Source organism: Candidatus Nitrosotalea okcheonensis (genome assembly GCF_900177045.1).
In the GTDB taxonomy this organism is placed as follows: Archaea; Thermoproteota; Nitrososphaeria; order Nitrososphaerales; family Nitrosopumilaceae; genus Nitrosotalea; species Nitrosotalea okcheonensis.
The window spans coordinates 1,407,992-1,434,212 of the sequence record NZ_LT841358.1 but is presented as its reverse complement, the minus strand read 5'-3'; the positions used below and the strand labels follow the sequence as shown (position 1 = coordinate 1,434,212).

The window sequence follows — 26,221 nt, the reverse complement described above, 5'->3', positions numbered from 1 at the left end:
ATCTATAACCTTTGTTAGAAACGTACCATCTTCTTGTATCTGTCAAATCTCTTCTTAATATCCGATCTTTTCAATCCCGTTATCCCATATACCCCATATTTTTCCACTGCAAAAGAACCCATGACGTTTCCATATACTGCAGCCTCTCTGATGGTTGAGATTTTTGTGTTATTTTTGTTTGAGAGATATCCTATCATTCCACCTGCAAAAGAATCACCTGCACCTGTAGGGTCTACAATATCTTCCATTGAAAAGGCAGGTGATGGAAATATCATGTCTTCATAAAACAACAAAGAGCCATGTTCGCCTTTTTTTATTATGACATACTTTGTTCCCCACCCCATGATCTTTTTTGCAGCCTTGATCAAATTGTGGTTTTTTGTAAGCAATTTCGCTTCTTCATCATTAATTACAACTGAATCAACAGAACCCATCATCTTGATAACATCATTTCTTTTACTTGATATCCAAAATTCTATGGTATCACACATTGAAAACTTGACTCTATCAAATTCCTTTAGAATTCTAGTATTTTGGGCAGGATCATTATTTGCAAGATATACAAACTCTGACTTGCGGTATTCTTCTGGTACAACAGGTTTGAAATCCTTCAAAACGTTAAGTTCTGTCTTGTTGGTTGTACGCATACTCAAAGTTGAATCATAGCTTCCATCGTATCTGAATGTCTTGCCTTTTGCATGAACTACACCGCGTGTGTCGACAAACCTATTTAGTATATTCTGATAATTTTTTGGGAAATCCTGACCTATGACTCCAATCAAGCCAGGCTTTACAAAAAAACTTGCAGAGATTGCGGCATATGTTGCTGCTCCTCCTAATGCATTTTTAACAATTTTTGCGGGGGTCCTTATCGTATCATAAGCTATTGATCCAAATATGGTCAGCATACACTACAGCTGATTTTAGGAACCGTGTATAAATTCTCTGGCTTCTCGTTCTGTTGGATAATATGTGAATGGAACATTTACAGATATTATTGAGATTCTATACTTACTTGTTCCAGTCAACTTGATATTTGGAACATTACTACTTTTGTTATACTTGTCGAGAATTGTATTATCTGCAGTAAATGGCGTCTGAGACGAAATCTTGGCCATGGGTGGTATTACGAGTGGCTGCAGTGTGCCTGTACCAAGATTCTCATTGTTAATTGATATGACAAAGTCTGTCTGTCCTATGTTAATGGGAAGCAATGAAGGATTCTGGAACTGTAGCGTCATATTATACAGTGAATTATTTTCACCTCTCTGTATTATCTTGCTCTCAAGTATTGAAATACTGAGATTAGTGGCAGATAGATACTGAGAATATCCAAATATGCCTATTGCAACAATAACACAAACTATGATGATTATCTTTGAGCGTCTTTCCACGATATAATAAATTGAATATTCCCTTTTAGGACTATACAGAAAAAAAATCCAGATAAGTTGTGTAAATATTTTGATCAGTTTTCTAAGCTACTTAGAGCTAACAAAATAAATCAAGTAAATCAGAATTGAAAGTTATAAAATGGCAAGAATTAAGATAAAATACGGTCAAAATGAAATTGAAATAGAATCAAAGGACTTCTATATAGACAACGAAAGTGCAGAACAAGTCATATGTAATCTAGCGTCATTTGTCAAAGATTCTACAAATAACAATATTCAATACGATTATTCCTATAATCAATCTCTTCCACAAACAACCGGATTGTTACATTCACTTGATGATGCTGAGGTTCACGAACCTGAATTTGCTACACCCACATTTATCAACAAAGACCAGATTAGAAGCAAAATGCAGGTACTAATCGAGGGTACTTTTTTTGATCAGCCAAGAACTGTCTCTGAGGTAGTAGCACAACTACGAGAATATGGCTGGTCTACAGTTCCACTAGACGTATCAAAAACACTTGCAACCATGGCTTTTGCCCATGAACTTCAAAAGGACTTGAGAGAAAAACGCAGCTATTATTCTAGGGTAAAACTACTTGAAGTTAATTAGACATTAAATCCACACTTTTCACACGAATCAAACACATCACCCTCCAGATGGTCAAAGTGTGCTTTGCATTTAAGGCATGTATGATGCATATCATAATATCCGTCTTTTTCAATCTCCCCAACTTGCTTGGATGATAATTCCATGCTGCCGCATTTTATACAATGACACCCACATTGCATGTGACTCGTTGATATTTTACTATTAATAATCTAAGTTGAAATTTTATCTCAAGCCTTTTCTGGCTTGGACGATGCCTTTGATCTAGTCTTTTTCACTATTATGATTCCTGCTACTCCTGCTATAATAATGCCTCCAATCAAAAGGTAGGTTGACGTATTATCTGATTGATTTGTAGGTGTGGTAACTCCTATTGTAGCACTATTAGGTGAACTAGGTATACCTGTTTGTTGTCCTTGACCAATTGCTCCTCCTGTTATCTGAATGGTACCATTTTTGGCTGGTTCAAATCCAATCCATGCATGTGTTGCATTATTGTGGAATTCTTGGTGTAAGGTTGCATTACCATTTAATGTCACAACATATGGACCAGCTAAAAGAGCCTGCGGCATTATCACAGTGATTGGCACATTTGCCTTGTCAATATTAAATGAATATGTTTTTAGTGATTCATCAAAAGCATAGTTTCCAAGTCCTGATACAGTTCTTACTCCTACTGAAAAGTTCTTTCCTGCCATTTGAACAGTCTGAATATTCATAGGTTCATTTATGATATACTCTAAACTGAATCCATTTCCATGTTGACCTAGACCCAGATTTCCAAGATATACAGGCCTGCTATTTGCCCAGACCATGTCAACTCCTTTGGGAAAATGAAATGCAGTATAGCTAGTATCTTGTGGTTCATAATAATTCCATCTCCATACTCCATCAGTATTTGTTACAGCATTTACTAGATCATACTTGACCAAAGTCATATTTCGTTGTGAAGCGTTAATGATTATGGATAATGGTATCTTTTGGATCTTGGCATATTCAACAGGATTACCTTTGGCATCTGTAACAGTAAGATTATTCATGTTGCCATTTACTGTATCAATTTGAATTGGTTTCAAATTTGCAGCAGTAGAGTTGACCTCATGCGTTACATGCGCGGTACCCTTTTCATCAATGGTAACCTTGAGAACTTCATGAGGCAAATCACCCATGGACAACTGGCCAAATGCTTGGGAGCCTGAAAGAACTAGTATTGATATGAGAAGAAGACTAGGGAGAATTTTCAACTCTAACTTCCTATTCTGATACACTTATGCGAACGATCTTTGCTTCCTGCTGAGGACAATCGTTTTTATCTCTTGGAATCTTGACAATCTTATCTGCCACATCCATTCCCTGCAGGACTTGTCCAAAGACAGTATACTGCTTGTCTAGGAAGGTACTATCTGTAGTTACGATGAAAAACTGAGAGCCTGCACTATTTGGATCCATAGCTCTTGCCATTGATACTATGCCCCTAAGGTGAGATCTGGAGCTAAATTCCGCCTTTATTGTATATCCTGGTCCACCCATACCCCAATTACTCTTGTCTGACTTCTTTGTATTTGGATCTCCTCCCTGAATCATGAAACCCGGAATTACACGATGAAACAGTGTTCCATCGTAAAAGTTACTTTTTGCTAATTTGGTAAAATTTCTCACAGTTTCTGGGGCAATATTTGGAAATAACTCAAAGACTATGTTGCCAAAATTTGTTTCAATAGTTGCCTTGGGCACCTCTTAACAACTGATTTTTAATCATAAGAACTTTTCTCCACTTGTTTCCATGGTGGAATAGATGAAGATGTTGCTGGTTCTACATGGTCATAATAAAATCGTAAAATAAAAACATTTTAGATAACAAACTTCTGTTTGTAAAATTTCTTCAAAAACATGATTCTGTGATACAAACACACAATTCTATTTTTATGTCAAAGTCAAACTTTCAAGTATCAAAAATTATTACCAAAAACATAGTAACAGTCTTATATAGAACATCTGGAAATTAAAATTCGTGAATCGTACTACTCAAAGCACAAGCATCAAACAAGCAATCAATGAATTGCTTGACAAAGGCCTTACAGATAAACAAGATATCTACTCCAAAGTAGTAGAAGAACTTGGGGTTCCAAGACCAACCGTCAGACGAGTAGCTAGAGATCTTCGAAACGAACTTCTACAAAAGATAAAGATTTTACAGTCTGAAGTTCCAGAAATGGAGATCGTACAAGGGAAGACTACTCAAAGCACCAAATTAGCATAAACCCCTTTTTCATTTTTACAAAGTCCTTTTTTATTCTGAAAATCTGCATTACTATTTATATTCAGGCTTCCAAAAGGTAAATTCATGGGACGCCAATATGATACACCTACAATCGTGACAAGTTGTCTTGCAATAGCAATGACCATAATGTATTTTATCATGCCTGCAGCTACGAATCAAATATTTGTGGTTTTTTCAGCCATCTCATGGTTCTTGGTAGCCATATGCTGGCTGGCTCTGAAAAGTACCCAATATATGCACAGATTTGAAGCCCACGAGCACGAAGAAAAAAAAAAGCTAACTAGTCATAGCAGCGGTCAAACCCTTCAAATGACATCAAATCAGATTAGTCAAGCAAAATCTGAATTAAACGCTGAATTGGACTCACTTCGAAGTTCACTTAAGAATAAAGATGAAGAGATTGAAAGTCTAAAATCTGAGATATCAAATCTTAACACACTCGTTGAGATTGAGAAACTAAAAGTAGATCTTGCCAATCTGAAGACTTTGGCTGCAAAGGAAAGCAGTAAAAAGAAAAAATAGCTACTTGCAATGTGCACAAAAGTGCTTACCATGATTTTCTTTACATGAAGGACAGCTTATTGCTCCACCATAATGGCAGTTACATTTGCATCCATCGTTTAGTTTCTCTTCTGATATCAAGTGATATGAACAATAAATACGTCAACTTAATATTTATCAATACTGAATTGTTGGCATGAAGTTACTAATAGGTGCGATCTTTGGACTCTTCATACTTTTACTTCCAAGTATCACACTACCCACATCTCAGGGTGCAGAATGGAACCAGAATCTAGTAGTAGCACCTGAGGGAAATGTTGTGACGGAAAAAAGTGTTGTTTCTATGTATATCCCAGGAGATAGCAAATTACCATTTGGCTGCGTTTGGGGAACAGTACAAAATGCTGCACCAGGTTATCCTGTTATAATTCAGATATATCAAAATGGAAAACCAGTTTATGTTGCACAAACCAATGTAAAAAGTGACGGTTCCTATGAACACTATTTCAGAGTAAAGTCTGTAGAAGGCAACAAGGTTATTCACATCTTTGAAGGGAATTATACAGTAGACATCTTCAAAACTGTTGTACAAAATACACCTGGCACAACTTTAACCTAAATTTTTAATTTAAAATAAGACGGGCTCGGAGGGCTTCGATCCCTCGACCTGTAACTTAGGAGGCTACCGCGCTATCCATGTTTCGCGTCAATTAGACTCTGCGCCACGAGCCCAAAAAAACCACACTGGGTAAGCATTTAAGCGTAATCAAGATTTGAGATGATCATCTGATGAACCTGTTGCCAATCAGGATCGTTGTCATTATTCCACTTTTCATAAAATACAACATCTTTGAGACCAAGGCGTGGTAACCAACCGGCACTCTCTAGATCTGGCTTGTCTGCAAAATTTGATACATGCCCAAGACAAAGATAAGCTACAGGAACTACATGATCTGGAATCTCCAGAATTTTTTTAAGATCACTGTTTGAAAGTATGCTGACCCAACCAACACCAATTCCCTCTGCTCTTGCTGCAAGCCAAAGATTCTGTATCGCACAACAGACACTATAGATCCCTGTCTCCGGAATACTTGATCTTCCTATGACAAACGGGCCAAACTTTGTAGGATCATACGTAATGCATATGTTTACAGCACAGTCCAAAATTCCTTCAAGTCTTAATGACAAATACTTTGATCTTTTTGGGTCCTCAACAAGAGTAGAAGAGCGAAGCCGTTCCCTATCAAACGAATCTCTAACCTGTTTTCTCACATCTTTATTTTTAACCAAAATAAAGTTCCATGGCTGAGAGAACCCTACAGACGGGGCATGGTGTGCCGCATTCAATATCCGTGTGAGTATTTTTTCATCAATTGGTTCTGAAGTAAAATGAGATCTAACATCGCGTCTAGAAAATACTGCCTTGTAAAACCCGTCCTTTTCCTCTGGTGAAAAATCACCAATCATATGATAGTCACTTGATGCATTGCATATTATTCTTGTTTTCTGGTACTTTTACATCTTGACATGATTATCATTTGGAGATTGACTGTATCGTGGAGTCTCTTTCCGTATGTGGGGTATAGAGTTGTTGGAATATAGTTTCTTTCTAATTCTGAATAGAAATATTGTAAATAACTTTCAAACCATAAAATTGAACACCAAGAGTTTCATTTAGTCAAACCCTCATATCCTGAACAGAACTCATGGAACTAACGTTAATAACGTCTAGAGTGAGGCCGAATTCTATTGGGCCGGTAGTCTAGTCTGGTTAGGATACCTCCCTGACACGGAGGTGGTCGAGAGTTCAAATCTCTCTCGGCCCATTTTATCTGACTTTACGGGCATCGTAAGGTCTAAACTGATAGATGAATTAGACATCGTCGATGTCTGAACTCTGTATGTTTTGATGTTATTTTTTTGTACTAGCTATGGATTTTGCAGTACAATTTTCAACAAGGTTGACTTTTCACTTGACAGAACTCTTTGACTTGATTGCAGATATCAGCATCACTAGTATCTCCTGCAACATTTGAGGATCAGCATTTGCAATCATGCTTTGAAGATCTTCTTTTTGTTGCGGTGCTTTTACTTGAGATTCCATATCTAGCAATTCCTCGCTTCTCTTGAAAGCATCTTGCATCTCCTTTACCAACTCTTCTGACAAGATTCCCTTGTTTGTTGTGTACTTGGCTTCAATGGATCCCTTGTGACCCATGAAAAAGACACGAAAGTCATGTGCAATCTTTCCTCTTGCTTCTGCAAGCAAGAGCTGTGTGTCAAAGTACGAGCGAAGTACATAGGGTCTCCATGTGAATCGTGGCCTGAATGTATTTCTGACAATGTTTGAGATACGGACTGTAAGAAGAAACTTGTTTCCTTCTTTACCTTGTCTTCCGTATTTGTAATCCCTGTTTGGAGCAATTACGGCCGACTCGGAATTTAGTATCTCGCCTTTTGCCATTCTGTCGTTTAGATATGCAAGCAACCTTTCTGATCCTACATTGGACAGAAAAGTAAAGTACTGATGTCTTGCTTTGGAGAGAGTTCTGCGGACAATTACTTTGGGAGGTGTATGCAAAAATCTTGTAACTCCATTGATGATCTCCAAGTCAGGAAGATCCTTTATCATCAGACCGTCTGTTCCGTTATGATTTCCCAAAACTTCGGGTCTGAGTCCTGACTTTGCCATCAGTGAAATTACTGCGCCTTCCCTAAGAGGAGCCCTGAATAGTATCTCAGCCATTTCCTTACCGTTTGGAACACGCTCATTTTCCAGTGTTGGCGTACTATCGGCATCTGTTATCTTGAGTCTTCGAACTATTAGGATATCAAAGTGTCTTAGCCATGACTTGAGGGCCGTCATTGTGGCCTCTATGTATTGTGGAGCATAGTGTTTAAGCTCCATCCAAGTTATGTGATCTTGTAACAGATCTGTTACTGCTTTAAGATCCTTGATTCCAAGTTCTGCAAGCTCCATAGGAGTCGTGTTATGTTCTTCACAAAACTTGACTAGCCTGCGAGTTCTGGACTCTGCCGTTATTGGGCTTCCTCTTGCAAGATTGTCATACCATCTCTTTACCTCGGTATTTGCAAGCAGTTTTCTTACCTTGTTTTCTCTTTTTTTGGCAGTTGTTGTTGAAGTTGTTTTGTCTATTGTGTTTCCCATATCAGACTGCCCACTTGCTTTACGCAAGCAGTCCTCATCAGGAACTTTAGCAACAATGTTGCTATTTAGCTTTTTTACGGTATCAATATAATACAATTTTCTAACAATACTCTACTAGAATACTATATCAGTAAGGGTTACAGGCATTCTTTTTATATTTAGGCAGGGATTCTACGAGTCTTGTTTTTTGGGATGATTTTTGCGGTGGGAAAGAAAACACATCTATTTTATTTTAAATAATTTAATTCTAGATTTTAGTGAAACGTTTCATAGCAGGAACGAAATAAATCCTTATGCAACATTTTAGATTTTAATAATTTTGTGCACTTTCAGAGTAAAGTTTCAAGATGTAGATTTGCTTAGGCATCTATCACATAGTTACATTATTCGATTTTAGCATGATCATATGTCTATGAAAAAATAGCAGAATTACGTCCAGCAGATTGTACGGAATCGGAATTCATGGCAATAATCTAAGATCTAAATTCCTAATTACATGTGATGTTTAGATAATAAAGTTGGTTTCAGAAGAAGATATTCAAAGGATTACTTCATTATCACTTCTTGAATTAAAAAATAAAGGCTGGTTAAAAGAAGATCCACATGATGAAGTATACTCTCAGATTCTTGAAAGAAATGAACTCACCAGAATATTAGTCAATAAATTAAGTGATGTTATACATCCTGCAAAATTCTCAGAATTCAAATCTGATATGAGTAAACATGGTTTTACTGAAAATGATATAATTCATAATTACTTTCTCATATTGTGCCAAATAACTTTAGCAAAATATGAAACACTAAAGAGATTTCTTCTAAGCATACTGAATAAAGAAAAACAATTTGAATATACAACCAGAAATAATCAAACACGAACTTGGCAAATATGTAAAGAAGATACATTTGGTAAATTAATTGATAAATTAACCCAGATACTAGTGACACCGGATTTTGAATCAATATTCAATAATGATCTACGAAATGCATTAGCACATGATGGGTGGTGGGTTAAAGACAATAAATTTTGTTTCAGAAAAAATTCAACACTCATTAGTTATGGCTTTAGTGAATTTATGAAGGAAGGAAAAATTGTGGATTTAACCATAGGATATTTCACTGTAAATTATATGAATAATCATAGATCGAGGTAAAACATACATCATGAGTATAACACAATATACCGATCAACAATTCTTTGGTTTCTTAGAAAACTCCAGTAAAATGTTTACAAAATTAGGTCTGAAACTTTCTGCTATAACTGTTAACGAAATTGTTCACACTATGCAAAATCAAATCCCAAAAATAGACCGGACTAAAATTACTGCATTATTTCATGATTTACAGGATTCAATAGATGTAGAATTTTGTAAGATATCTACTCATCATAAAAATATTTTTTGTTTACTACAATCAGATTATAGAATTTCATTGAAGATCTACCCACAAGTAGTAAATCAGGTATTCAATATGAATAACAAAGTAGATAAATTAGAGAGACGAATTAATATCTACAGAAATCTTGAAATTCTCCGTTCTGCAGTAATGCGAAATAACCCTTCAATTGAAGAAAAATTTGTTGGTTTAAGCTATGCATATCTAGGAATCGTTGATGGTTTATACAAATTATCATTGCAAGAATGTTATGTATGGCATAAAATTGCCAAGAATGAACCCATACACATGAAAAATATTTTAGATTCTAGTCCTGCTGAAATTTACAATCATTTTTTACAAGAGAAAATTAATTTATCATATTTCGATGGTTGGGATAGAACAGTTAGAAATTCAGTGGGTCATTCTTCTTTCAAATATGATAATGTAAAACAACAAATGACTTATGAAAATTATGATAGGAAGACTGGCAATTATAATACGATCGATTACACATATGATCAGTTAGGAGAGAATTATTACAAATTAGAAGCAATTTATCATGCGGTACTAGCAATTACTCACATATCTATGGTAAATGACTCTAGTCGTGTATTATGTGATAGATATCCATAATCTGTAACTATGGATTATATCGGTTCTATTGTATTTCTAAAATAAAAAGAAGGATTGCTTTTTGGCAATCATATTTGTATTAATTTTTGATTATGTCAAATGGTATGATGACAGTACCAATTTTCACTTCTGGAACATCGATTTCAACCGTTTCTGGTATCCCAGTAATAGTCTCATACCATGTTATTTTGTAACGCATAACTCAATTTCATCAATCTAGTTTTTTAGTATTTTTTAATTTTGAATTAAATATTTTTATTTGAGATACGTGTAATGGATTCCTCTACTTGTTCATGGAAATATGCGTAATTTTCATTTTATCACTCAAGGATACTGGATGTGTCTGACACCAATTCCAGCCATACTGTCAATATGAAATTGATATGTTTGCATTGGGCAATTATAGGTTCCACCAAGCCACGAGAAATCACTTGAAACTATTCTAGAATTATTATCATATCCTACTGCAAAAGGTGTTTCTCCACAAAAGAGATCCATTCCATAAAATCCTGTTTGATTTCCTGTTTTTATCCAATAAACTACAGTAGAGCCGCCTTTTGGTATTGTATAATTATTTCCTATATCATTCCATGTTGTAATACCTGTTGCATTTTGATTGGAATTATTTGGATCAAAGAATCTAATTCCAAATATCCGTGTAGGAGTATCATTAGGATTATAATATCTCACACAAACTTTTCCAACAGAGTTTACAGGCATGTACAATACTGCAACCCCTGTATCTGGTTGCGGATAAGGAGTGTCACATGGCTCAAATGATGCAAGCGGCGTCAATGGTTTTACTATTGTGAACTCTGCACTTGCTGTTTTATTTTCAAGTGATGCAATCATTGTGTAAGTGCCTGTCTTGTTGATCGCTGGGAGCTTGTTACTGCTATAATCTCTTACAATGTAAGTAAATGGCTCAAGTGCAGGAGACGGTATCGGCTCTGTACGTGCATAACAATATGCACAATTGAACCAAATTTGAGTACCGTTTGCATCCAAGATTTTTACATCAGGTTCAGTATACCAATAATATCCAGAATAAGTTACTGTGGCACTAATTGGCTGACCGATTGTATAATTTTGTTGTAATCCATTTATTGCAATTTTGTTGACAAAAGGTTCTGGTAAAGTTGTATCCAAAGCCCAACCTCTTTGAACAAGTTTGCTTGCAGTTTCAGGTTTGACGCATGCGGGAGTATAGTATTCTGCCTTGAGGACTAATTGAAGACCTGAATTACAGTGTACATCATGAGCTATAGTTCCGTCTTTGAATTGTTTTAGTGGAGCTTGGATAAGAGTAAATGGCACATGTTGGGCAAGTGCTATGCTGGAACTGGAAAATATAACCACAGATAGAATTGCAATTATGGAATAATGCAGAGTTTTCACGTCTGAGATGTACTGTACTGTTTATGATTTAAAAAAGTGGTGTAGATTTAGCATGTACCTTTGTTAACTATTCATGAAATTAGGAAAAAAAGTACCAATGGTGATTTTTGTGCTAAATACTGGAAATTTGTAAATTTGCTTAATGGATCTATTTTTATTCATTAAATAATTACCTGATATATGAAATTCTGTCCTGAATGTGGGAAGGATCTGAATGGAAGTACAAAATTCTGTCCCGAATGTGGCATTAATCTAAATAACTTATCCCAAGAAAATATTCCACAACAAGAGATTAAAACAGAAGACTATGAGCCAATTTCCGATAGTGAAAAACCGATAATTCAAAAAACAACACGCGATCTTGGAACTAGATTAGAAGAATCTGTTGAAAGAATATTCAAAGATAGAGGATATCAAACTACGAGAGGTCAAAAAATTCGAGGACAATCGGGTCAATTTAATGAAATTGATGTCATAGCCAAACGTGGAAGCATTGCACTTGCAATAGAATGTAAAAATTATACAGAAGATAGAAAAGTCGGAATAAAAGAAATTCGGGATTTTGTAGCAAAATTGGATGATTTGAACATTAACAAAGGATTGTTTGTAACATCTTCTGATTTCTCATCAGATGCAATGGGATGGGCTTCAAATAATCCAAGTTCAAAACAATTAGATCTTTGGGATGGTTCTACCTTCATGGAACAATACAAGAGAGTAATGCTAGGTCGTACTGATAGCAAATTATCTGTCATAGAAAACAGTCTACTGTTAAAAGGTACTTTTGATGATTATTCTATTTTGACATTAAAAAATAAAGACAGAGTAGTCATAAAGAGACGAGAATTGATCTTTCATCCATACTATATAGTGGAATTTAATTTGCGTGAACAATTCAAAACTCCCGATAGACAAATCCACACACAACAAAATTCAGGAAAATATTTTGTAGACGGATTATCCGGAGAAATACTTTACAGTATAGATGACAAGGGCCATAGTCCTTATGATTTGGATAACATGCAAAAACAAATTGTGAGAGATTTGGAAGATCTAAGCCCTACTACAATAGAAGTTACTCAAGAACCTAATTCTGCAGTATCCAAGTTAGATCCAAGCTTAAACAAGAAAGATATCGAGTTTAAAGTCAAAACTGAGATAGTTAGAGATAATAAGACAATTATCCACTACGAGGTAAAAATATCACGAGAGAAAACGGAAGTCAAAGAATATCATCATGCACCAGATATTAACACAATAACAACAAGACCACGACTAGTTTATGTTCCTAAGATGGAGATTGAGTTCGAATCTAAAGAAAATAATTACTCCAGAATCATTCTGCCTGCATCTGATGTGATAATAGAAGATGATATTGCAGACTGTCACCACAAACTAGGTTTACAAAAAAGACATACTTTTGCAGTATGTGAGGTGTGTGGCATAGCCAAGTGTGAAAAAGACATACTTGTGGATGAGAAGGATCAATGTTATTGTAAAGACCATGCATCAGCAGAATTAAAAGAAAAAACCAAGGGAGATTCTATTGTAGATAAATTCAAGCATTTTCGGTTTGGTAAATAAATTAAATCTCATCTTATCCCAAGAAGAAATTCAAAACAGACCAACAGATCTATAAACTAGTTTAGATCTTCGTTAAGGATCCTTGCAAAATGAGAATATACAGGCAAGAACCATAGATTGGCACGAGGAAAGCAATCACATTAAAAAACTCTTATTAGATTATGATTGGGGATATAGGAAAAAAATTTGTTTAAAATGTTCTCTAGAGACTAGACAAAAACTAAGATGCTTTAGTGTGGATAATTTTCAAGATGGAATTCAGGAAACACATTGTGGAAAAATGGACAAGGCAAGAACTCAGAAATATAGGAAAACCATGGTGAATTTTATTAATTTCCATCCATTACGGAATCATCTTTAAGGCTTCTAGTAATCCAGTTTTAGTTTGAACATATTCTGCAAAAAACGTTTTTTTCATTATGTGCTCTCTGGCAACTGCCAGCTCATCTGTCTGATCATTGATAGAAACTGTTCTACTTGCAGATTCTGACATGTCAGATACTTTGTCAAAACCATGTGTTGCTTTATTGAAATTGTATTTTGAGTTTGGAATCTTTTTTGTACTTCTTATTATAGGATATCCAAGTGATGCACTATGTATCCCATAGAGTAAGACTGTTGATAATAATGAAAATGGGTTTGCTTGACTAAGATAACGTTGTGGTACACCAACTACATTACACCAAATGTCTTTTTCAAAGATTTTCTGTGAGAGTTCAATCCAATTGACTTGGCGTATGAAGATTGATCTGTAAATTACATTAAATCTTTGAAATTGATGTTCTATCAGTTTGTCTATCTTTTTAGCAAATAATCCAATAGGTTGCATACCAATGTCTAATGTTGGGGATACTAGATACTTTGAATTATTATTGCGAAGATCAAGTATCTGAGATTCAAATTGATCAACAGATTGCTCAGGATTTGTTTCATAGTCGGAAAGAATGAAAGCACCTGAGTCACGTTGTATATCCAAAATAGCATCTCTTTCCATATCATTTGGTGGATAATTGGGATAATATTGATAGTAAAAATCTGTAATTAATTCTGGATGTTTTTCTACTATATTTTTATAATTTTTTGTAATTGCATCTTTGATTAATTTTTCATTTATTTTACAGCCTTTTTTAGGTACGTAAACAAATTGCATTAAGGGAGTTTTCAGTGAGATTTTTGCCTTGTTTGATTTTAATAATTCACTTTGATGAGCTGAAACCAAAGGGAATTTTAATTCATGATGTGCAATTGTTGCAGCAACAGCGTTAACACCGATCAAATTATGCAGAGATTCGTAAACGTCATAGCCCACATTTTTTACTTCAATTTGCACTATTGTAATCACTCACCTTAGCATTTAATGAATATGTTTGATATTGTATTAACAAAAAGCTCTGATCATTTGATCCTCTGTAATTCTATGGATCAAAAAATTAGGAATAGTTTTAGAATATTTGTGTTTGATACAGATCTATTTTATTGAAACAATAAGAGATTAATCATTTATTTGGAATAATTTTTGTGGTGTTCACTCTTACTTTACGTTTTTTGAACGATATGAAATGTTGAGTTGGATCTATAGCTGGATTCATTAAATCTAAGCTAGTTAGATGTAAGAAAGATTTGAATCTGTCACTACTGTCAAGTTTTACCTTATTATCTTCTATAACGAGTTGAGTTAATTCATCATCCCATTCAGGATGACTCTTAATTATGGTTTCATGTTTTTTATATAATTCAATATCAGTAGTAAATAATCCTCCCTCAATCATATTGTTTATTCTTCGTGCTACTGTTATGTTTTTAATTTCTGATTGAAATACACCATCATCCAGTTTAATTATATCTACTAATGTTTCTGAGAATTGAACTGAGGCTTTCTTTTGATAATGTTCTAGTAAATTGAATATACTCTCCGTAGATTCTCTATCTATTACTAACAATTTTTTCTTTTCTTCAAAGTAAATACATGGTAACCCAAATTTGAATACTAATGCAGAGTCTTGGGTTAATTCATGTAATCCAATTTCATCATATGTAGCCACTAAACCCCCTTTTTCAAATGCCTTACTAAATATGGAAACAGTGTCTATTGCTATAACTGATTTTTCATCAGCTATGTCAAATAACATAGCGGAAAACTTAGCACGTTCCATTGACTTCAAGCTATCTATAGAATTAGCTTCTGCAGATTGAGATATTTGATCAATTGTACTTTTGATTGATGAAAATTTATCAATATCTAATACACTAAGAGCGTTATCTTCTGTGTCTTGTTTATCAAAACTAACTATTTTGATTTGTTCCTTATCATATGCCTCTTTAATTCGCTTTAATTCTGATATTATTTTTTTTCTAAAATAGACAGTTTTGATTGGCTTAAGTTTGAAAGCGTCAAGGTACCTACCATGTGTAGATTTTTTTAATAGAAACCCCTTAGGTGTTATATTTTCTAAATTTGATATTGAGTCGAATATCCAATCATAGTTTCCCTTTTTAGCCAAAGTTGAAAATAGAAAGTTATAGGATGTAATAAGACTATCCGTCAGAGTCCAGTACAATATTGATATTATCGGTTATTTCATTACACGAAACATCAATTCCTGTTTTTACATTAAGTTTAGATAATAAAACAACAGTATTGTCATGATCATCTGTTACTTTATACATGTTATACTTCATCAATGCCAATATTGGATTAATGTGCATCATGTTTGTTTTGATATACAATATGTATACTATGGAAATAACAATAGCAAACGTTATGATTTCTTTTAAATGAAAATTAGTTAAAAGAATTGACGGAATGTAACCTAATACATAAAAAATAACGTCATGTGTGATATTTGCTTTTTGAACTATCTTGAAAGTTTGTGATCCTTCACTATCGTTACGTAATTTTTCTAAATATGATGAAACACCAATCCATACAGCAACAATGAAAGCTGATGAGCCTACTATCAAATACCAATTGGCATTGCTACCTTTTGTAAGGGCATAATTAACTATCACAATTATCCATAATGGAATAAATGCCACTATGAAAAATGCAGTTTTTTTAGAAAACTGCATCAGATCAGATTTTTTATTTCCATATTTCAACATAGTATAATTTTCACCCATATCAGTATGGCATTACAAGTACACCCTATTGTAAGCTTAGGTTGAATTTCTACTCACCTTGGAAGTGTTTTGAATCAATGTTGACCATTTATTATCGCCTCTCACTTCTATTCCACATTTCTTCGCAGGAGTCTTACCATCTAGTTCCATGTATGGTCTAATGTAATTATGATAAATTTGATAACTGTTAATCAAAGGAGAATTATTTTTCTGTAGATCTATAGCTACCTTCTCACGGTCTCTAAACTCATCATTCATTCGTTCCATTTTGTTGTTATTCATATCGCTTTGCATACGGATATGTTTTATGTGAACTGATCCCTTTTTGTGTCTAAAACATTGTCTTTAGATAATTATTTTTTAATGATCTTTTGTTAGGAAATTTACGATATAATCCTCATCAGGCTGTCCATAACAATCAATCAAAGTTTGGACAGACTTCCAGCCTCCAATTCTTGCCACTATAGCATGATTGTACTTTGTCCTGTTCAGCCAGTAATGAGCTCCAACGCATGAACCTGCATGATATAGAAATATTCTTCCTTTATTCCAGCCAATCGGTAAATTTCTCCAAATATTGAAGATAACAAATCGTATGTTTTGCTTATCTCTTCAACAGAATCACCAAACAGATACTTGAAACTTTCCCTTTTTTCACATAATCCAAGAAAATTCCAGATTTGTTAGATCTTGGAACTAAAAATGTTAAAAAATAAAAGAATATACATTTTGTACAAATGTATGCAATACACACACTTTTGTGTATTCGTACAAATATTGACCAGTGTACGAATAAAATTATCCAATATATGATATTTTTCAAAAATGTACTAGTACATTTTGTGTATACAAAGTTATGATACAAACCCGCGTACAAATACGAAATATTTAGTATAGCACAAAATTGTATTCGTACACATTCAGTAGTACAACTATTGATGTCTATAAAGTCTAAATTATACAAACTACGTGGTGGTACGAACAAAAATAAAAGAAGGTAGGGACTAAGTAACCGTCCCAGTAGGTTTACTGCCGTGTTCATACACTCTGCCTCAGTGAACCTCTCTCGGCCCATTTCTTTTTATTCAATACCGTCAGTTACAATTTATGATGAAATTTACCATAAAAGAATCAGAATTTCTAAAGGAAAATGAGGGGTGTAGAATAGCTACATGTGTAAGTGATGTACCACATATTGCTCCTGTCACATATTATTTTGAAGATGGTTTTTTTTATTTTGCAACAGACTATAACACAAAAAAGTATGCAAACCTAAAAAAAAATAACAAAATCGCAATTTCTGTGGACATTTACCTACCTAGTCAACACAAAGCTGTTGTTGTCCAAGGCTCAACCACTTTTATCGAAAAGGGCCCGCAATTCAAACAGCTATATGAAATATTTTTCAAAAAGTTTGCTTGGGTAAGAGAAGATCCTTGGAAAGAAGAAGAAGCGCCATTTGTAAAAATTACTCCGAAAACTAAAACAAGTTGGGGTCTGGGTTAGCTAAAAGTCAAATCAAAGTCTTTGATAACTGATGTCAAAAATGACTCTATAGTTACTTGTCCTTTTATCTCATATGTTACTGGTTGGTTGGTTGTTATGTCTGAATATTCCTTTGCAATTTCATCACTATTCACAAGATCAAATGTTGTAGGTATGGTAACATTACTATTGGCAAAAAGCGCAGGTCTTCCAGCTTCTGGAATATCATTTGTTGTAAAATGCCCATCTCCAAGAACTTTCCCATTTGCATATAGTTGATAATTTATTGTAGCAATAGTCAGTACGATTGAAGTAGGATTTTGAAGATTAAATCTTACATCAAGATGTGTACGTTTGTCCAGTTTGTTCTCATCAAGAATTTTGATGCTATCAATTTTTACTGTTACTTTGTTAAGATCAACCTGAAAAGAATTTGCATAGACAAAAAAGAATAACATCATTGCACCGAGACCAGCAAAACAGGCTAGTATTACTAACCTTCCAGTATTAACCAAATCTAAAAGCTACGTGATCTGTTCAATTAAAAAACCTTCGTCAAATGGTTTTAGATGATAATAGATATTATTCGTCAACTCTGCAGTAGGATAATGACACTTGTTGATGCACTAATTATGTGGGCACACCTTGTTGCAGCATCCATTTGGGTAGGAGGTTCCATATTCATTGGAATAGTTCTTGCTCCACTTCTTAAGACATTTTCAGATTCTGTAGATGGAAGACTGTCAATAATGATTCGTGTAGGACGCAGATTCAACACAATTGGTGTCCCATCTCTTATTGTATTGATAATAACTGGAATCTACAATTCTATTGGATTTATTGAAAGACCATCATTGATATTTTCCACAAATTATGGAATGGTTCTACTCATCAAAGTAATTCTTGTAGTCATGTTGATAATCATATTTGCAATACATGTGAGATTAATCCGTTCTGAGGTAGAACGAAAGATAGAGTCAAAAGCTCTTTCTGGGGAGCATTTACAAAAACTACGTTCAAAAATTATCATGCTTGGCAGACTGACAGTAATAATTTCTATTGTTATACTCTTGATGGCCGCACTACTTCATTCAGGTGTATGAGACTCCAGAAATTCTTACCTCAAAACCATTATCCAGTTTTCCTATTCCATATCTGCATCCTGTCATCTTTGATGCAACGAAAAGATTTGTCTCCAAATGTTTTGTAATTTGTTTTACTCTGTATGCCGAAGTTTCTTTTACAAGAGCAAGTGGAACTACTAACATGTCAGAAAGATGTAGATCAACACCAAGGTTTGATTCAACGAATCTTTTTGCAATTGATTCTCCAAGACCTTGTAGACCTTTTTGGTAAATACTATCCGAACCTGTGATAGAATTTACATCGTATGAAAATATCAACATTGAGCATCCTCTGTCTATGGCATTATTTTCTTTTATCATAATTTCACAATCAAATTCATTCTCAGCAAGAATGTCTTTTACATCGTACACTTCTTTTTCTACAATTTCTTTTGGAATGTGAGAGTAAGAGCACAACAATTTTGCAGATGCGGTACTCCTTTCAAGAAGTGATATTGGATTTATACTCTTACAAGGTTGTATCTGGGTTTCAACAAGTCCACCTCCTTTTGGATAGTATCCACGTTTTTTGATATCCAACGTAAAATTGATTCCAATTCTAGATAGTGCTTCATAAAAAACATGTTTTGTGTAATCAGATGTGGGACTCCAAGGAACATCTGTGCCACCAACAATTGATAATCTCAAATTATTTTTCATCAGTGATACAGCAGGGATCAACACTTGCAAAACAAGTGGAATGCTACCTGCAGTGCCAATGTCTTCTTGCAGATCTAAATCTAGTCCTTGAGAAGGAGAAAACTTTAATGAAGTTGAATTCACATAAAGTCCTTCTACTCTAGCTTGGCAGATCTTTGACAATATTTTTATTCCAAGCAAATGTTGTGGCCTAAGACCTGGAACCTTTCGATTCTTTCTGATGTTTTCTATCTCAACAGGTTTACCTGTAATTGCAGACAAGGTGACTGCACTTCGAATTATCTGTCCTCCACCTTCACCCCATCCACCGTCTATCTTTATTGGCTCCATGACTAACTCGTTTAATTTTGGAATCTAATTAATGATGGTTTTTTAAACATGTATAACAAGATCCCGACAATGGATGGTCTCCTAATTGGTAGATTCCAACCGTTCCACAAGGGACACCTCGAAGCTGTAAAGATTGGATTGTCAAAGGTTGACAATTTGTGGATTGGAATTGGAAGCTCAAACAGAAGTTATGAAAAAAGAAATCCATTCACAGCCGATGAACGAAAGGAAATGATTCTTTCATCTCTTGATTCTAAGATATTAGAACGTGTCAAGATATTTTTTGTACCCGATACTGGCGATCATGAGAGATGGACTTATCATGTTGATTCAATTGTACCTCCATATGATATTGTCTTTTCAAATGACGAATTTACTATTACATTATACAAAAAAAGAGGAAAAAGTGTCTTTGAAGTTCCTCTTTTGAAGAGAGATACAATATCCGGAACAAATATTCGGGAGATGATCACAAGTGGCAAAGATTGGTCCGATCTTGTTCCTGAAGGAACCAAACAGGTGCTCTTAAAAATAGACGCAAAAAGCAGACTTGCCAAAATTCTTTAATTATAAATAGCGGTTAACTTGCTTGCAAATTGGAGAATTTATTTGGAATATCTAGTCATGTTACCAGGACCAACGAATGTTCCAGAAAGAGTAACACGTTCAATGTTTACCCACATGATAAATCACAGAAGTAAAGATTTTGTCAAGTTGTATGTAGATACTATTGAAAAGAGTCAGAAAATCTTTGATACAACAAGTGATGTAGTAGCTCTCAGTGCATCTGGAACAGGTGCAGTAGAAGCTTCTGTTGTAAACATGGTAAAGAAAGGTGACAAGGTAATAATTCCAGTTAACGGTGAATTTAGTAACAGACTCTCAACAATGTTAGAGTGGGCTGGTGCAAATGTTATACGTCTGACAACACCATTTGGAGAAAATGCAACTTTTGATCAAGTAAAAGAGGCATTTGATAACAACAAGGATGTAAAGGCATTCTATGTTGTTTGGAATGAAACTTCTACTGGTACAATGGTCAAATATCTTGATAGAATAAAAGATCTTACCGCAAGAAACGATTCTTTCTATGTAGTAGACGGAGTATCAATACTTGGTGGGGAAGAATTCCATATGGACAAATGGGGGGTAGATGTATGCGTAACAGGTGCACAAAAAGCACTTGCTGCTCCTCCAGGAATTTCACCAATTGCAGTTAGCCAAAAAGCAAAAAAATACATGATTGCAAACCCTCCTCCTACATTCTACTTTAACATGGCAAGATACTTCAAGTATTATGATGACTCTAAAGAGACGCCGTTTACTCCTGCCATTCCATTGTTATATGCATACAGGGAAGCACTTGATATTATTCTAGAAGAAGGAATTGATAACAGAATTAAAAGGCACAGAGTTTGTTCTGATGCTCTTTACAGTGGACTGAGCGCAATTGGACTGTCTCCATTTGCTAAAGAGGATGCACGTTCCACGGTTGTGATTGCATTGAATTATCTTCAAGGGCTAGATGACAAGACATTCAGAGGAACACTCTCTGAAAAATTCCGAGTTTTAGTTGCGGGTGGATTTGGAGAACTAAAAGGCAAAGTATTTCGAGTTGGATGTATGGGAGAAGTAAACAAGTATCATGTAATGAGAACAATCTCTTCAATAGCATCTACACTTGATATGATGGGATACAAGACAAATCCTGAAGCACTAAAAGTTGCTGAAGACAAACTCAAGTCATTATAATTCGTGTTAACTTAATATAAGGAATTCAAAGGATCGATCACGTTGACTTTCCAAAAAGGAACTTTAATTCTAGTAGATTATACTGCCAAGGTTAAAGATTCAAACGAGGTCTTTGAGACAACACGAGAATCTGACGCTAAATCAAGTTCAATTCATGATGCGAATGTCAAATATCAACCAAGACTCATTTCTGTAGGAGAATCATGGGTTCTAAAGGGTCTCGATGATGCACTAGCAAATACAAAAACTGGCGACAAACTTTCAATCGAAGTTCCTCCAGAGAAAGGATTTGGAGTAAGAGATACAAGCAAAGTTCGCATGATACCACTTCGAAAACTTGGAGAAGATGCAGAAAAAGTTACAGTTGGAGATACAATAGAGATTGACGAAAGAACAGGAATTGTAAGATTCATTGGCTCAGGACGAGTCCAAGTTGATTTCAATCACAGATTTGCAGGAAAGACAATTGTTTATGATCTTAATGTTATAAAATCCCTTGACACAGATCAAGACAAAGTCTTGGGACTGCTCAAACGAAGATTCCCAATTGAAGAATCAAAGCTTGCATTTGAGATCAAGGGAACAGCAGTAGATGTTACCATTCCAGAGGAAGCAATGATGATGGAAGGTCTTCAGATAGTAAAGCGTGCAATTGCAAACGAGATCTTTAAGTTTGTTCCAAAATTAGACAAGGTAAACTTTGTTGACACTTACAACAAACCAAAACAGGACAAGCCAACAGAACAAAAACCAGCTGAACCAAAACCTGTACAACCAAAAACAGCCTAGAATTATAGTACACCAGTACTTTTTGCAAGCTCTATAGCTTTTACTTCGTTCATTTTTATCTTGCTGAGAATTGTATATCTCTCAGGTCTTAGTGATTGTGCAATTGTCAGGGCCCGTGCAAGAATCTCATGATCAAGCCCGATCTCTTTTGCCTTGGTTGGTGCTCCTACATTTTTTAACATCTTGATTATTTTTTTCCAGTCTTGTCCCTGTAGCTTTGCAATCAATATTGCACCAATACCACATTTTTCTCCATGCAAGCCTACCCCCGGCTTGAGATGATCAACTGCATGAGAAAACAAGTGTTCTGCACCAGAACATGGCCTGCTACTTCCAGCAATGCAGGCAGCTACACCTGAACTGATCAAGGCCTCTACAATCATTCTAACATCTGGATTTTTCCTAAAATCTTTTGAATTGTCAATTACTATCTTTGCACTCATTGATGCCAAGTTTGCCGCATATGTTCCAAAATATTCTCCAGTGTTATCTCTTGCAAGTTCCCAATCTCGTACTGCAGTAACTTTTGCCATAAGATCACCGCAACCGCTTGCTAAAAGTCTCCTTGGAGCCTTTTTTAGAATTGCAATATCAACAAAGACCCCCAAAGGTGCTGTAGCAATTATAGAATAGGGCTTGTCTCCGCGTATGGAAACAAAGGGGCTGGCAATACCGTCATGTGAAGCAGATGTTGGTATACTAACAAATGATTTCTTTAATGTAAATGCAATCATCTTTGCAATATCAACAGACCTACCGCCTCCGATTCCAATTATCAAATCACTTTTGTCTTTTTTTATTTCAACAAGTGTCTTTTTTGCAGCCTCTACATCATTGCTTGTACTTTTGTGCCATACATACTTGATCTTTGAATCCGAAAGTGAGGCAGAAATCTTTTTGTCAGTTATCTTTCGTACCTTGTCTCCTGAAACTAGAGAAACCTTCTTTGGGTCTGACAGGTCTACCAGAAAGTCTCCTATATTGGAAATATTGTTCTCACCTATGAGTATCTTTCTTGGTAGCTCCATTATGTGAGAAGCCATGGTTTTCACTTGGAACTTGGTTATTTATCGATATCCTGAATAATCCAAAGTTATTTAAGCGGGTGATATACAAACTGAGGTATCTCAAGTTAGGAGCAAGTTATTTGTCAGACTATATTGAACAACACACATACCATGGAACAACTACAGTAGGGATAAGCTGTACCGACGGTGTAGTTTTATGCGCAGATATGAGAGCAAGCGCAGGATATTTCATAGCAAATAACAATACAATGAAGATCCAAAAGATTGATCATCACGCAGGAATGACAATTGCAGGTGGTGTTGCAGATGCACAAAATGTAACAGACATGCTGCGATACCATTCAAACATACACCGAATTGACAAGCAAGAATATCTACCGATCAAGTCAATTGCAAGACTTGCATCATTGATATTTTTCCAGAATAGATACTATCCATTTATTGCAGATATACTCGTTGGAGGATATGACAAACAAGGCCCATCACTTTACAACATCGATATGTTTGGATCACTTGACAAAAAAACATTCGTAACAACAGGAAGTGGCTCTCCAGTGGCATATGGTCTCTTGGAAAGTGAGTACCGTGATGGCCTAACAGTAGAAGAGGGAAAAACAATTGCTCTAAGAGCTGTAAAAGCTGCAATCACTAGAAACATTGGAACTGGTGATGGAATCAATGTAGCAATAATCGACCAGCAGGGATACAGGCTCTTGACAAAAGAACAGAAAAAGGCCATAATTACGCTTTAGTGATTTAATGCAAAGAAAACAAGCACAACGTGAACTATCTCCAGCCCAAAACATAATGGCAACAATACTGCAAAGTATTCCTAAAGAAGCTGATGTAACCAAAATAGATTATGAAGGTCCAAGAATTGCAATCTATACAAAGAATCCAAAATACCTAATGGAGCACAACGAAGTAATCTCCAACATGGTAAATGTAATCAAAAAAAGGATTGTAGTAAGAACTGAAGAATCAATCAGAAAGAACGAGGAAGAGTCACGACAAATTCTAACTCAAATGCTTCCAAAAGAGGCAGAACTTGGAGGAACATTCTTTGATACTGCAACAGGCGAGATGACCGTTGATGTAAAGCGTCCATGGCTTCTTAACAATCCTGATGCCTTTAACATGCCAGAACTTGTCTCAAAGACAGGTTGGAGAATACGAATTAGAAAGGCAACTGCAAGCCAGTCTTCTACCATCCAAACTATAAACTATAACCTTAAAATTTCCTCAACTGAGCGAAGCAAACATCTAAGACAGATAGGCGAGCAAATATTTCGCCCAAAACTCTCTGAAGATGCAGAGGTTTCACTGATGACACTTGGAGGATTTAGCCAAGTAGGAAGATCTTGTATGCTGCTTACCACTCATGAAAGCAAGATCCTAATTGATTGTGGCATAAATCCTGGTGCAAAGAACCCCATAGAGGCATTTCCACGCCTTGACTGGCCAAATATGACACTAGATGAGCTTGACGCAGTAGTTATCAGTCATGCTCACCTAGACCACACGGGATTCCTGCCTGTCTTGTTCAAGTATGGCTACAAGGGTCCAATCTACTGTACCGAACCTACCCTACCAATGATGAACCTAATCCAGCTTGACGCTATCAAGGTTGCAGCAGCACAAGGTCGAGTTCCCATGTATTCTGAGCGTGATGTCAAGCAAGTCATGAAACAGACCATTCCATTGTCATATGGAACAGTTACAGATATTTCACCTGATATCAAACTGGTATTTTCAAATGCAGGTCATATTCTGGGTTCTGCAAGCTGTCACTTTCATATAGGAAATGGTAATCACAACTTTGTCTATACAGGTGATCTAAAGTATGGAAAATCAATGCTCTTTGAGAGTGCATCTTGGAACTTTCCAAGGGTAGAGACGTTATTGATTGAGAGTACCTATGGTGCAAAAGAGGACATCCAGTCATCAAGAGAGGAGGTCGAGGCCACTTTCATAAAATCGGTAAACGAAACATTGCGAAACGGTGGAAAGGTACTGATCCCAATTCCTGCAGTAGGTCGTGCACAGGAACTAATGATGGTAATAGATCAATACATGAAACAAGGACAACTAATGGAAGCGCCAGTATTTACAGAGGGAATGATCTCTGAGGCAACTGCAATACATGAATCTTATCCAGAATATCTTGCACGAGAACTAAGACAAAAGATCCTTGAGACAGATGATAATCCATTTGATTCTGAATATTTCACAAACATAGAGCATTCTGATGCAAGAGAAGAACCATTGCGTGAAGGTCCATCAATTATAATGGCAACATCTGGTATGCTAGAGGGGGGACCAGTGCTTGAATACTTTAAAAATATTGCACCAGTCCAGAAAAACAAGATCTTATTTGTATCATATCAAGTGAATGGTACACTGGGCAGAAGGGTTCTTGATGGTTCAAGGCAAGTCTCTGTTGTTGGAAAAGATGGAAAGATCGAGGTTATCAACATCAACTGTTCAACTGAAAAACTTGATGGGTTCAGTGGTCACAGTGATTACAACCAATTGATGTCATATATTCACAGACTGCGACCAAAACTAAGAAGAGTAATTGTAAATCACGGTGAGCGACGCAAGTGTGAAAACTTGGCAAGCTCAGTACACAGAATGTTTAGAATTGCAACAACATGTCCTCAAGTACAAGAAGGAATTAGATTACTTTAGATCGTACTCGGCTCTCCAGATCTTTACGCCAGATGGAGTTACAATGATTCTTTCTTCACCAAGTCTTGCAATGTCTGCATCTGCATTTTTCGCAATGTTGTAAATTTCTTCAACCGCCTTTCTAAGCTCATCCACGTTTTTTTGTGCAAGTGGGGTTACCCTGAGGACCAAAATCATTCCCTTTTTGATATCCTCTTTTACACCATGTACATCACTATAGTCCCTCAAAGTTATTGCCTTGAGGTAGGTGGGAGCCTTTTGCGTCTGCATACCTTGTTAGCGATCAACTCCCTCA

At 35.6% G+C, this 26,221-nt stretch carries 29 protein-coding genes and 2 tRNA genes; 15 read left to right on the top strand and 16 right to left on the bottom strand.

What is annotated here, in order from left to right:
- Window positions 1–14 precede the first annotated feature (14 nt).
- Together BQ3481_RS08570 and BQ3481_RS08565 are read right to left on the bottom strand one after the other, a co-directional pair.
- Complete coding sequence (locus BQ3481_RS08570) at window positions 15–908, bottom strand: PfkB family carbohydrate kinase (protein ID WP_157927887.1); 894 nt, start codon at window positions 906–908, stop codon at window positions 15–17.
- 15 nt (window positions 909–923) lie between these two features.
- On the bottom strand, window positions 924–1,394 hold the full coding sequence (locus BQ3481_RS08565; RefSeq protein ID WP_157927886.1) for a hypothetical protein: 471 nt from the start codon (window positions 1,392–1,394) through the stop codon (window positions 924–926).
- A gap of 139 nt (window positions 1,395–1,533) precedes the next feature.
- Here BQ3481_RS08565 and BQ3481_RS08560 point away from each other — a divergent pair, with 139 nt between their 5' ends.
- On the top strand, window positions 1,534–2,010 hold the full coding sequence (locus tag BQ3481_RS08560; protein WP_157927885.1) for a hypothetical protein: 477 nt from the start codon (window positions 1,534–1,536) through the stop codon (window positions 2,008–2,010).
- 227 nt (window positions 2,011–2,237) lie between these two features.
- On the opposite strand, the gene BQ3481_RS08550 is transcribed toward BQ3481_RS08560, so the two are convergent.
- Complete coding sequence (locus tag BQ3481_RS08550) at window positions 2,238–3,251, bottom strand: hypothetical protein (RefSeq protein WP_157927883.1); 1,014 nt, start codon at window positions 3,249–3,251, stop codon at window positions 2,238–2,240.
- Between the two features lie 10 nt (window positions 3,252–3,261).
- Complete coding sequence (locus tag BQ3481_RS08545) at window positions 3,262–3,741, bottom strand: peptidylprolyl isomerase (RefSeq protein ID WP_157927882.1); 480 nt, start codon at window positions 3,739–3,741, stop codon at window positions 3,262–3,264.
- Between the two features lie 277 nt (window positions 3,742–4,018).
- Here BQ3481_RS08545 and BQ3481_RS08540 point away from each other — a divergent pair, with 277 nt between their 5' ends.
- The 3 genes from BQ3481_RS08540 to BQ3481_RS08530 all read left to right on the top strand — a co-directional run bounded on the left by BQ3481_RS08540 (window position 4,019) and on the right by BQ3481_RS08530 (window position 5,408).
- Complete coding sequence (locus tag BQ3481_RS08540; RefSeq protein ID WP_157927881.1) at window positions 4,019–4,267, top strand: hypothetical protein; 249 nt, start codon at window positions 4,019–4,021, stop codon at window positions 4,265–4,267.
- Window positions 4,268–4,351: 84 nt separating this feature from the next.
- Window positions 4,352–4,810 carry a hypothetical protein gene (locus BQ3481_RS08535; protein ID WP_157927880.1) on the top strand — a complete coding sequence of 153 codons (459 nt, stop codon included), beginning with the start codon at window positions 4,352–4,354 and terminating at the stop codon, window positions 4,808–4,810.
- A gap of 175 nt (window positions 4,811–4,985) precedes the next feature.
- On the top strand, window positions 4,986–5,408 hold the full coding sequence (locus tag BQ3481_RS08530) for a hypothetical protein (RefSeq protein ID WP_157927879.1): 423 nt from the start codon (window positions 4,986–4,988) through the stop codon (window positions 5,406–5,408).
- 20 nt (window positions 5,409–5,428) lie between these two features.
- On the opposite strand, the gene BQ3481_RS08525 is transcribed toward BQ3481_RS08530, so the two are convergent.
- Both BQ3481_RS08525 and bluB read right to left on the bottom strand, forming a co-directional pair.
- Window positions 5,429–5,521: transfer RNA gene (locus tag BQ3481_RS08525), tRNA-Arg, on the bottom strand.
- A gap of 24 nt (window positions 5,522–5,545) precedes the next feature.
- Window positions 5,546–6,256 (bottom strand): 5,6-dimethylbenzimidazole synthase, encoded by a 711-nt coding sequence (gene bluB / locus BQ3481_RS08520; RefSeq protein WP_157927878.1) that lies wholly within the window; start codon window positions 6,254–6,256, stop codon window positions 5,546–5,548.
- A 284-nt stretch (window positions 6,257–6,540) separates the two neighbouring features.
- Between bluB and BQ3481_RS08515 the strand changes: the two genes are divergently transcribed.
- A tRNA-Val gene (locus BQ3481_RS08515) sits at window positions 6,541–6,615 on the top strand.
- A gap of 143 nt (window positions 6,616–6,758) precedes the next feature.
- Here the strand turns inward: BQ3481_RS08515 and BQ3481_RS08510 are convergent.
- Entirely contained in the window at window positions 6,759–7,985 is a 1,227-nt protein-coding gene (locus BQ3481_RS08510) for a site-specific integrase (RefSeq protein ID WP_157927877.1), read from the bottom strand.
- Window positions 7,986–8,476: 491 nt separating this feature from the next.
- Here BQ3481_RS08510 and BQ3481_RS08505 point away from each other — a divergent pair, with 491 nt between their 5' ends.
- Both BQ3481_RS08505 and BQ3481_RS08500 read left to right on the top strand, forming a co-directional pair.
- Window positions 8,477–9,109 (top strand): hypothetical protein, encoded by a 633-nt coding sequence (locus BQ3481_RS08505; RefSeq protein ID WP_157927876.1) that lies wholly within the window; start codon window positions 8,477–8,479, stop codon window positions 9,107–9,109.
- Between the two features lie 10 nt (window positions 9,110–9,119).
- Window positions 9,120–9,965, top strand: a complete 846-nt coding sequence (locus tag BQ3481_RS08500) for a hypothetical protein (RefSeq protein WP_157927875.1) — start codon at window positions 9,120–9,122, stop codon at window positions 9,963–9,965.
- A 324-nt stretch (window positions 9,966–10,289) separates the two neighbouring features.
- On the opposite strand, the gene BQ3481_RS08495 is transcribed toward BQ3481_RS08500, so the two are convergent.
- A complete protein-coding gene (locus tag BQ3481_RS08495) occupies window positions 10,290–11,363 on the bottom strand; it encodes a hypothetical protein (protein ID WP_157927874.1) in 1,074 nt (357 codons plus the stop codon).
- A gap of 180 nt (window positions 11,364–11,543) precedes the next feature.
- Here BQ3481_RS08495 and BQ3481_RS11760 point away from each other — a divergent pair, with 180 nt between their 5' ends.
- Window positions 11,544–12,947, top strand: a complete 1,404-nt coding sequence (locus BQ3481_RS11760; protein ID WP_231911775.1) for a restriction endonuclease — start codon at window positions 11,544–11,546, stop codon at window positions 12,945–12,947.
- A gap of 343 nt (window positions 12,948–13,290) precedes the next feature.
- On the opposite strand, the gene BQ3481_RS08485 is transcribed toward BQ3481_RS11760, so the two are convergent.
- The 4 genes from BQ3481_RS08485 to BQ3481_RS08470 all read right to left on the bottom strand — a co-directional run bounded on the left by BQ3481_RS08485 (window position 13,291) and on the right by BQ3481_RS08470 (window position 16,349).
- Window positions 13,291–14,277, bottom strand: a complete 987-nt coding sequence (locus BQ3481_RS08485) for a hypothetical protein (protein WP_157927873.1) — start codon at window positions 14,275–14,277, stop codon at window positions 13,291–13,293.
- Between the two features lie 166 nt (window positions 14,278–14,443).
- Window positions 14,444–15,448, bottom strand: a complete 1,005-nt coding sequence (locus tag BQ3481_RS08480; protein ID WP_157927872.1) for a hypothetical protein — start codon at window positions 15,446–15,448, stop codon at window positions 14,444–14,446.
- A gap of 34 nt (window positions 15,449–15,482) precedes the next feature.
- Entirely contained in the window at window positions 15,483–16,049 is a 567-nt protein-coding gene (locus tag BQ3481_RS08475; RefSeq protein WP_157927871.1) for a hypothetical protein, read from the bottom strand.
- Between the two features lie 54 nt (window positions 16,050–16,103).
- On the bottom strand, window positions 16,104–16,349 hold the full coding sequence (locus tag BQ3481_RS08470; RefSeq protein WP_157927870.1) for a hypothetical protein: 246 nt from the start codon (window positions 16,347–16,349) through the stop codon (window positions 16,104–16,106).
- Between the two features lie 825 nt (window positions 16,350–17,174).
- On the opposite strand from BQ3481_RS08470, the gene BQ3481_RS08465 reads away from it, so the two are divergent.
- The gene (locus tag BQ3481_RS08465; protein WP_157927869.1) at window positions 17,175–17,573 is read left to right on the top strand and encodes a pyridoxamine 5'-phosphate oxidase family protein; all 399 of its coding nucleotides are present in this window, start codon (window positions 17,175–17,177) and stop codon (window positions 17,571–17,573) included.
- On the opposite strand, the gene BQ3481_RS08460 is transcribed toward BQ3481_RS08465, so the two are convergent.
- Window positions 17,570–18,067: an LEA type 2 family protein gene (locus tag BQ3481_RS08460; RefSeq protein ID WP_157927868.1), complete on the bottom strand. Its 498-nt coding sequence runs from the start codon at window positions 18,065–18,067 to the stop codon at window positions 17,570–17,572. The two genes, BQ3481_RS08465 and BQ3481_RS08460, sit on opposite strands and share 4 nt — an antisense overlap.
- A gap of 54 nt (window positions 18,068–18,121) precedes the next feature.
- Between BQ3481_RS08460 and BQ3481_RS08455 the strand changes: the two genes are divergently transcribed.
- Entirely contained in the window at window positions 18,122–18,655 is a 534-nt protein-coding gene (locus tag BQ3481_RS08455) for a CopD family protein (protein WP_231911774.1), read from the top strand.
- Here the strand turns inward: BQ3481_RS08455 and rtcA are convergent.
- Window positions 18,644–19,666: an RNA 3'-terminal phosphate cyclase gene (gene rtcA / locus BQ3481_RS08450; RefSeq protein WP_157927867.1), complete on the bottom strand. Its 1,023-nt coding sequence runs from the start codon at window positions 19,664–19,666 to the stop codon at window positions 18,644–18,646. The genes BQ3481_RS08455 and rtcA overlap by 12 nt on opposite strands.
- 48 nt (window positions 19,667–19,714) lie before the next feature.
- Between rtcA and BQ3481_RS08445 the strand changes: the two genes are divergently transcribed.
- From BQ3481_RS08445 to BQ3481_RS08435, 3 genes are read left to right on the top strand one after another with little or no spacing between them, the layout of a single operon-like run.
- Entirely contained in the window at window positions 19,715–20,233 is a 519-nt protein-coding gene (locus BQ3481_RS08445) for a nicotinamide-nucleotide adenylyltransferase (RefSeq protein WP_231911773.1), read from the top strand.
- 42 nt (window positions 20,234–20,275) lie between these two features.
- Window positions 20,276–21,418, top strand: a complete 1,143-nt coding sequence (locus BQ3481_RS08440) for a pyridoxal-phosphate-dependent aminotransferase family protein (RefSeq protein ID WP_157927866.1) — start codon at window positions 20,276–20,278, stop codon at window positions 21,416–21,418.
- A 42-nt stretch (window positions 21,419–21,460) separates the two neighbouring features.
- Window positions 21,461–22,207: a peptidylprolyl isomerase gene (locus BQ3481_RS08435; protein WP_157927865.1), complete on the top strand. Its 747-nt coding sequence runs from the start codon at window positions 21,461–21,463 to the stop codon at window positions 22,205–22,207.
- A gap of 2 nt (window positions 22,208–22,209) precedes the next feature.
- On the opposite strand, the gene BQ3481_RS08430 is transcribed toward BQ3481_RS08435, so the two are convergent.
- On the bottom strand, window positions 22,210–23,274 hold the full coding sequence (locus BQ3481_RS08430; RefSeq protein WP_157928533.1) for a sn-glycerol-1-phosphate dehydrogenase: 1,065 nt from the start codon (window positions 23,272–23,274) through the stop codon (window positions 22,210–22,212).
- Here BQ3481_RS08430 and psmB point away from each other — a divergent pair.
- Both psmB and BQ3481_RS08420 read left to right on the top strand, forming a co-directional pair.
- The gene (psmB, locus tag BQ3481_RS08425; protein WP_231911772.1) at window positions 23,223–23,987 is read left to right on the top strand and encodes an archaeal proteasome endopeptidase complex subunit beta; all 765 of its coding nucleotides are present in this window, start codon (window positions 23,223–23,225) and stop codon (window positions 23,985–23,987) included. The two genes, BQ3481_RS08430 and psmB, sit on opposite strands and share 52 nt — an antisense overlap.
- Before the next feature lie 7 nt (window positions 23,988–23,994).
- Window positions 23,995–25,926, top strand: coding sequence for a beta-CASP ribonuclease aCPSF1 (locus BQ3481_RS08420; RefSeq protein ID WP_157927864.1), 1,932 nt, complete (start codon window positions 23,995–23,997; stop codon window positions 25,924–25,926).
- Here the strand turns inward: BQ3481_RS08420 and sepF are convergent.
- Window positions 25,918–26,196, bottom strand: coding sequence for a cell division protein SepF (gene sepF, locus BQ3481_RS08415; RefSeq protein ID WP_157927863.1), 279 nt, complete (start codon window positions 26,194–26,196; stop codon window positions 25,918–25,920). The genes BQ3481_RS08420 and sepF overlap by 9 nt on opposite strands.
- Window positions 26,197–26,221: the final 25 nt, after the last annotated feature.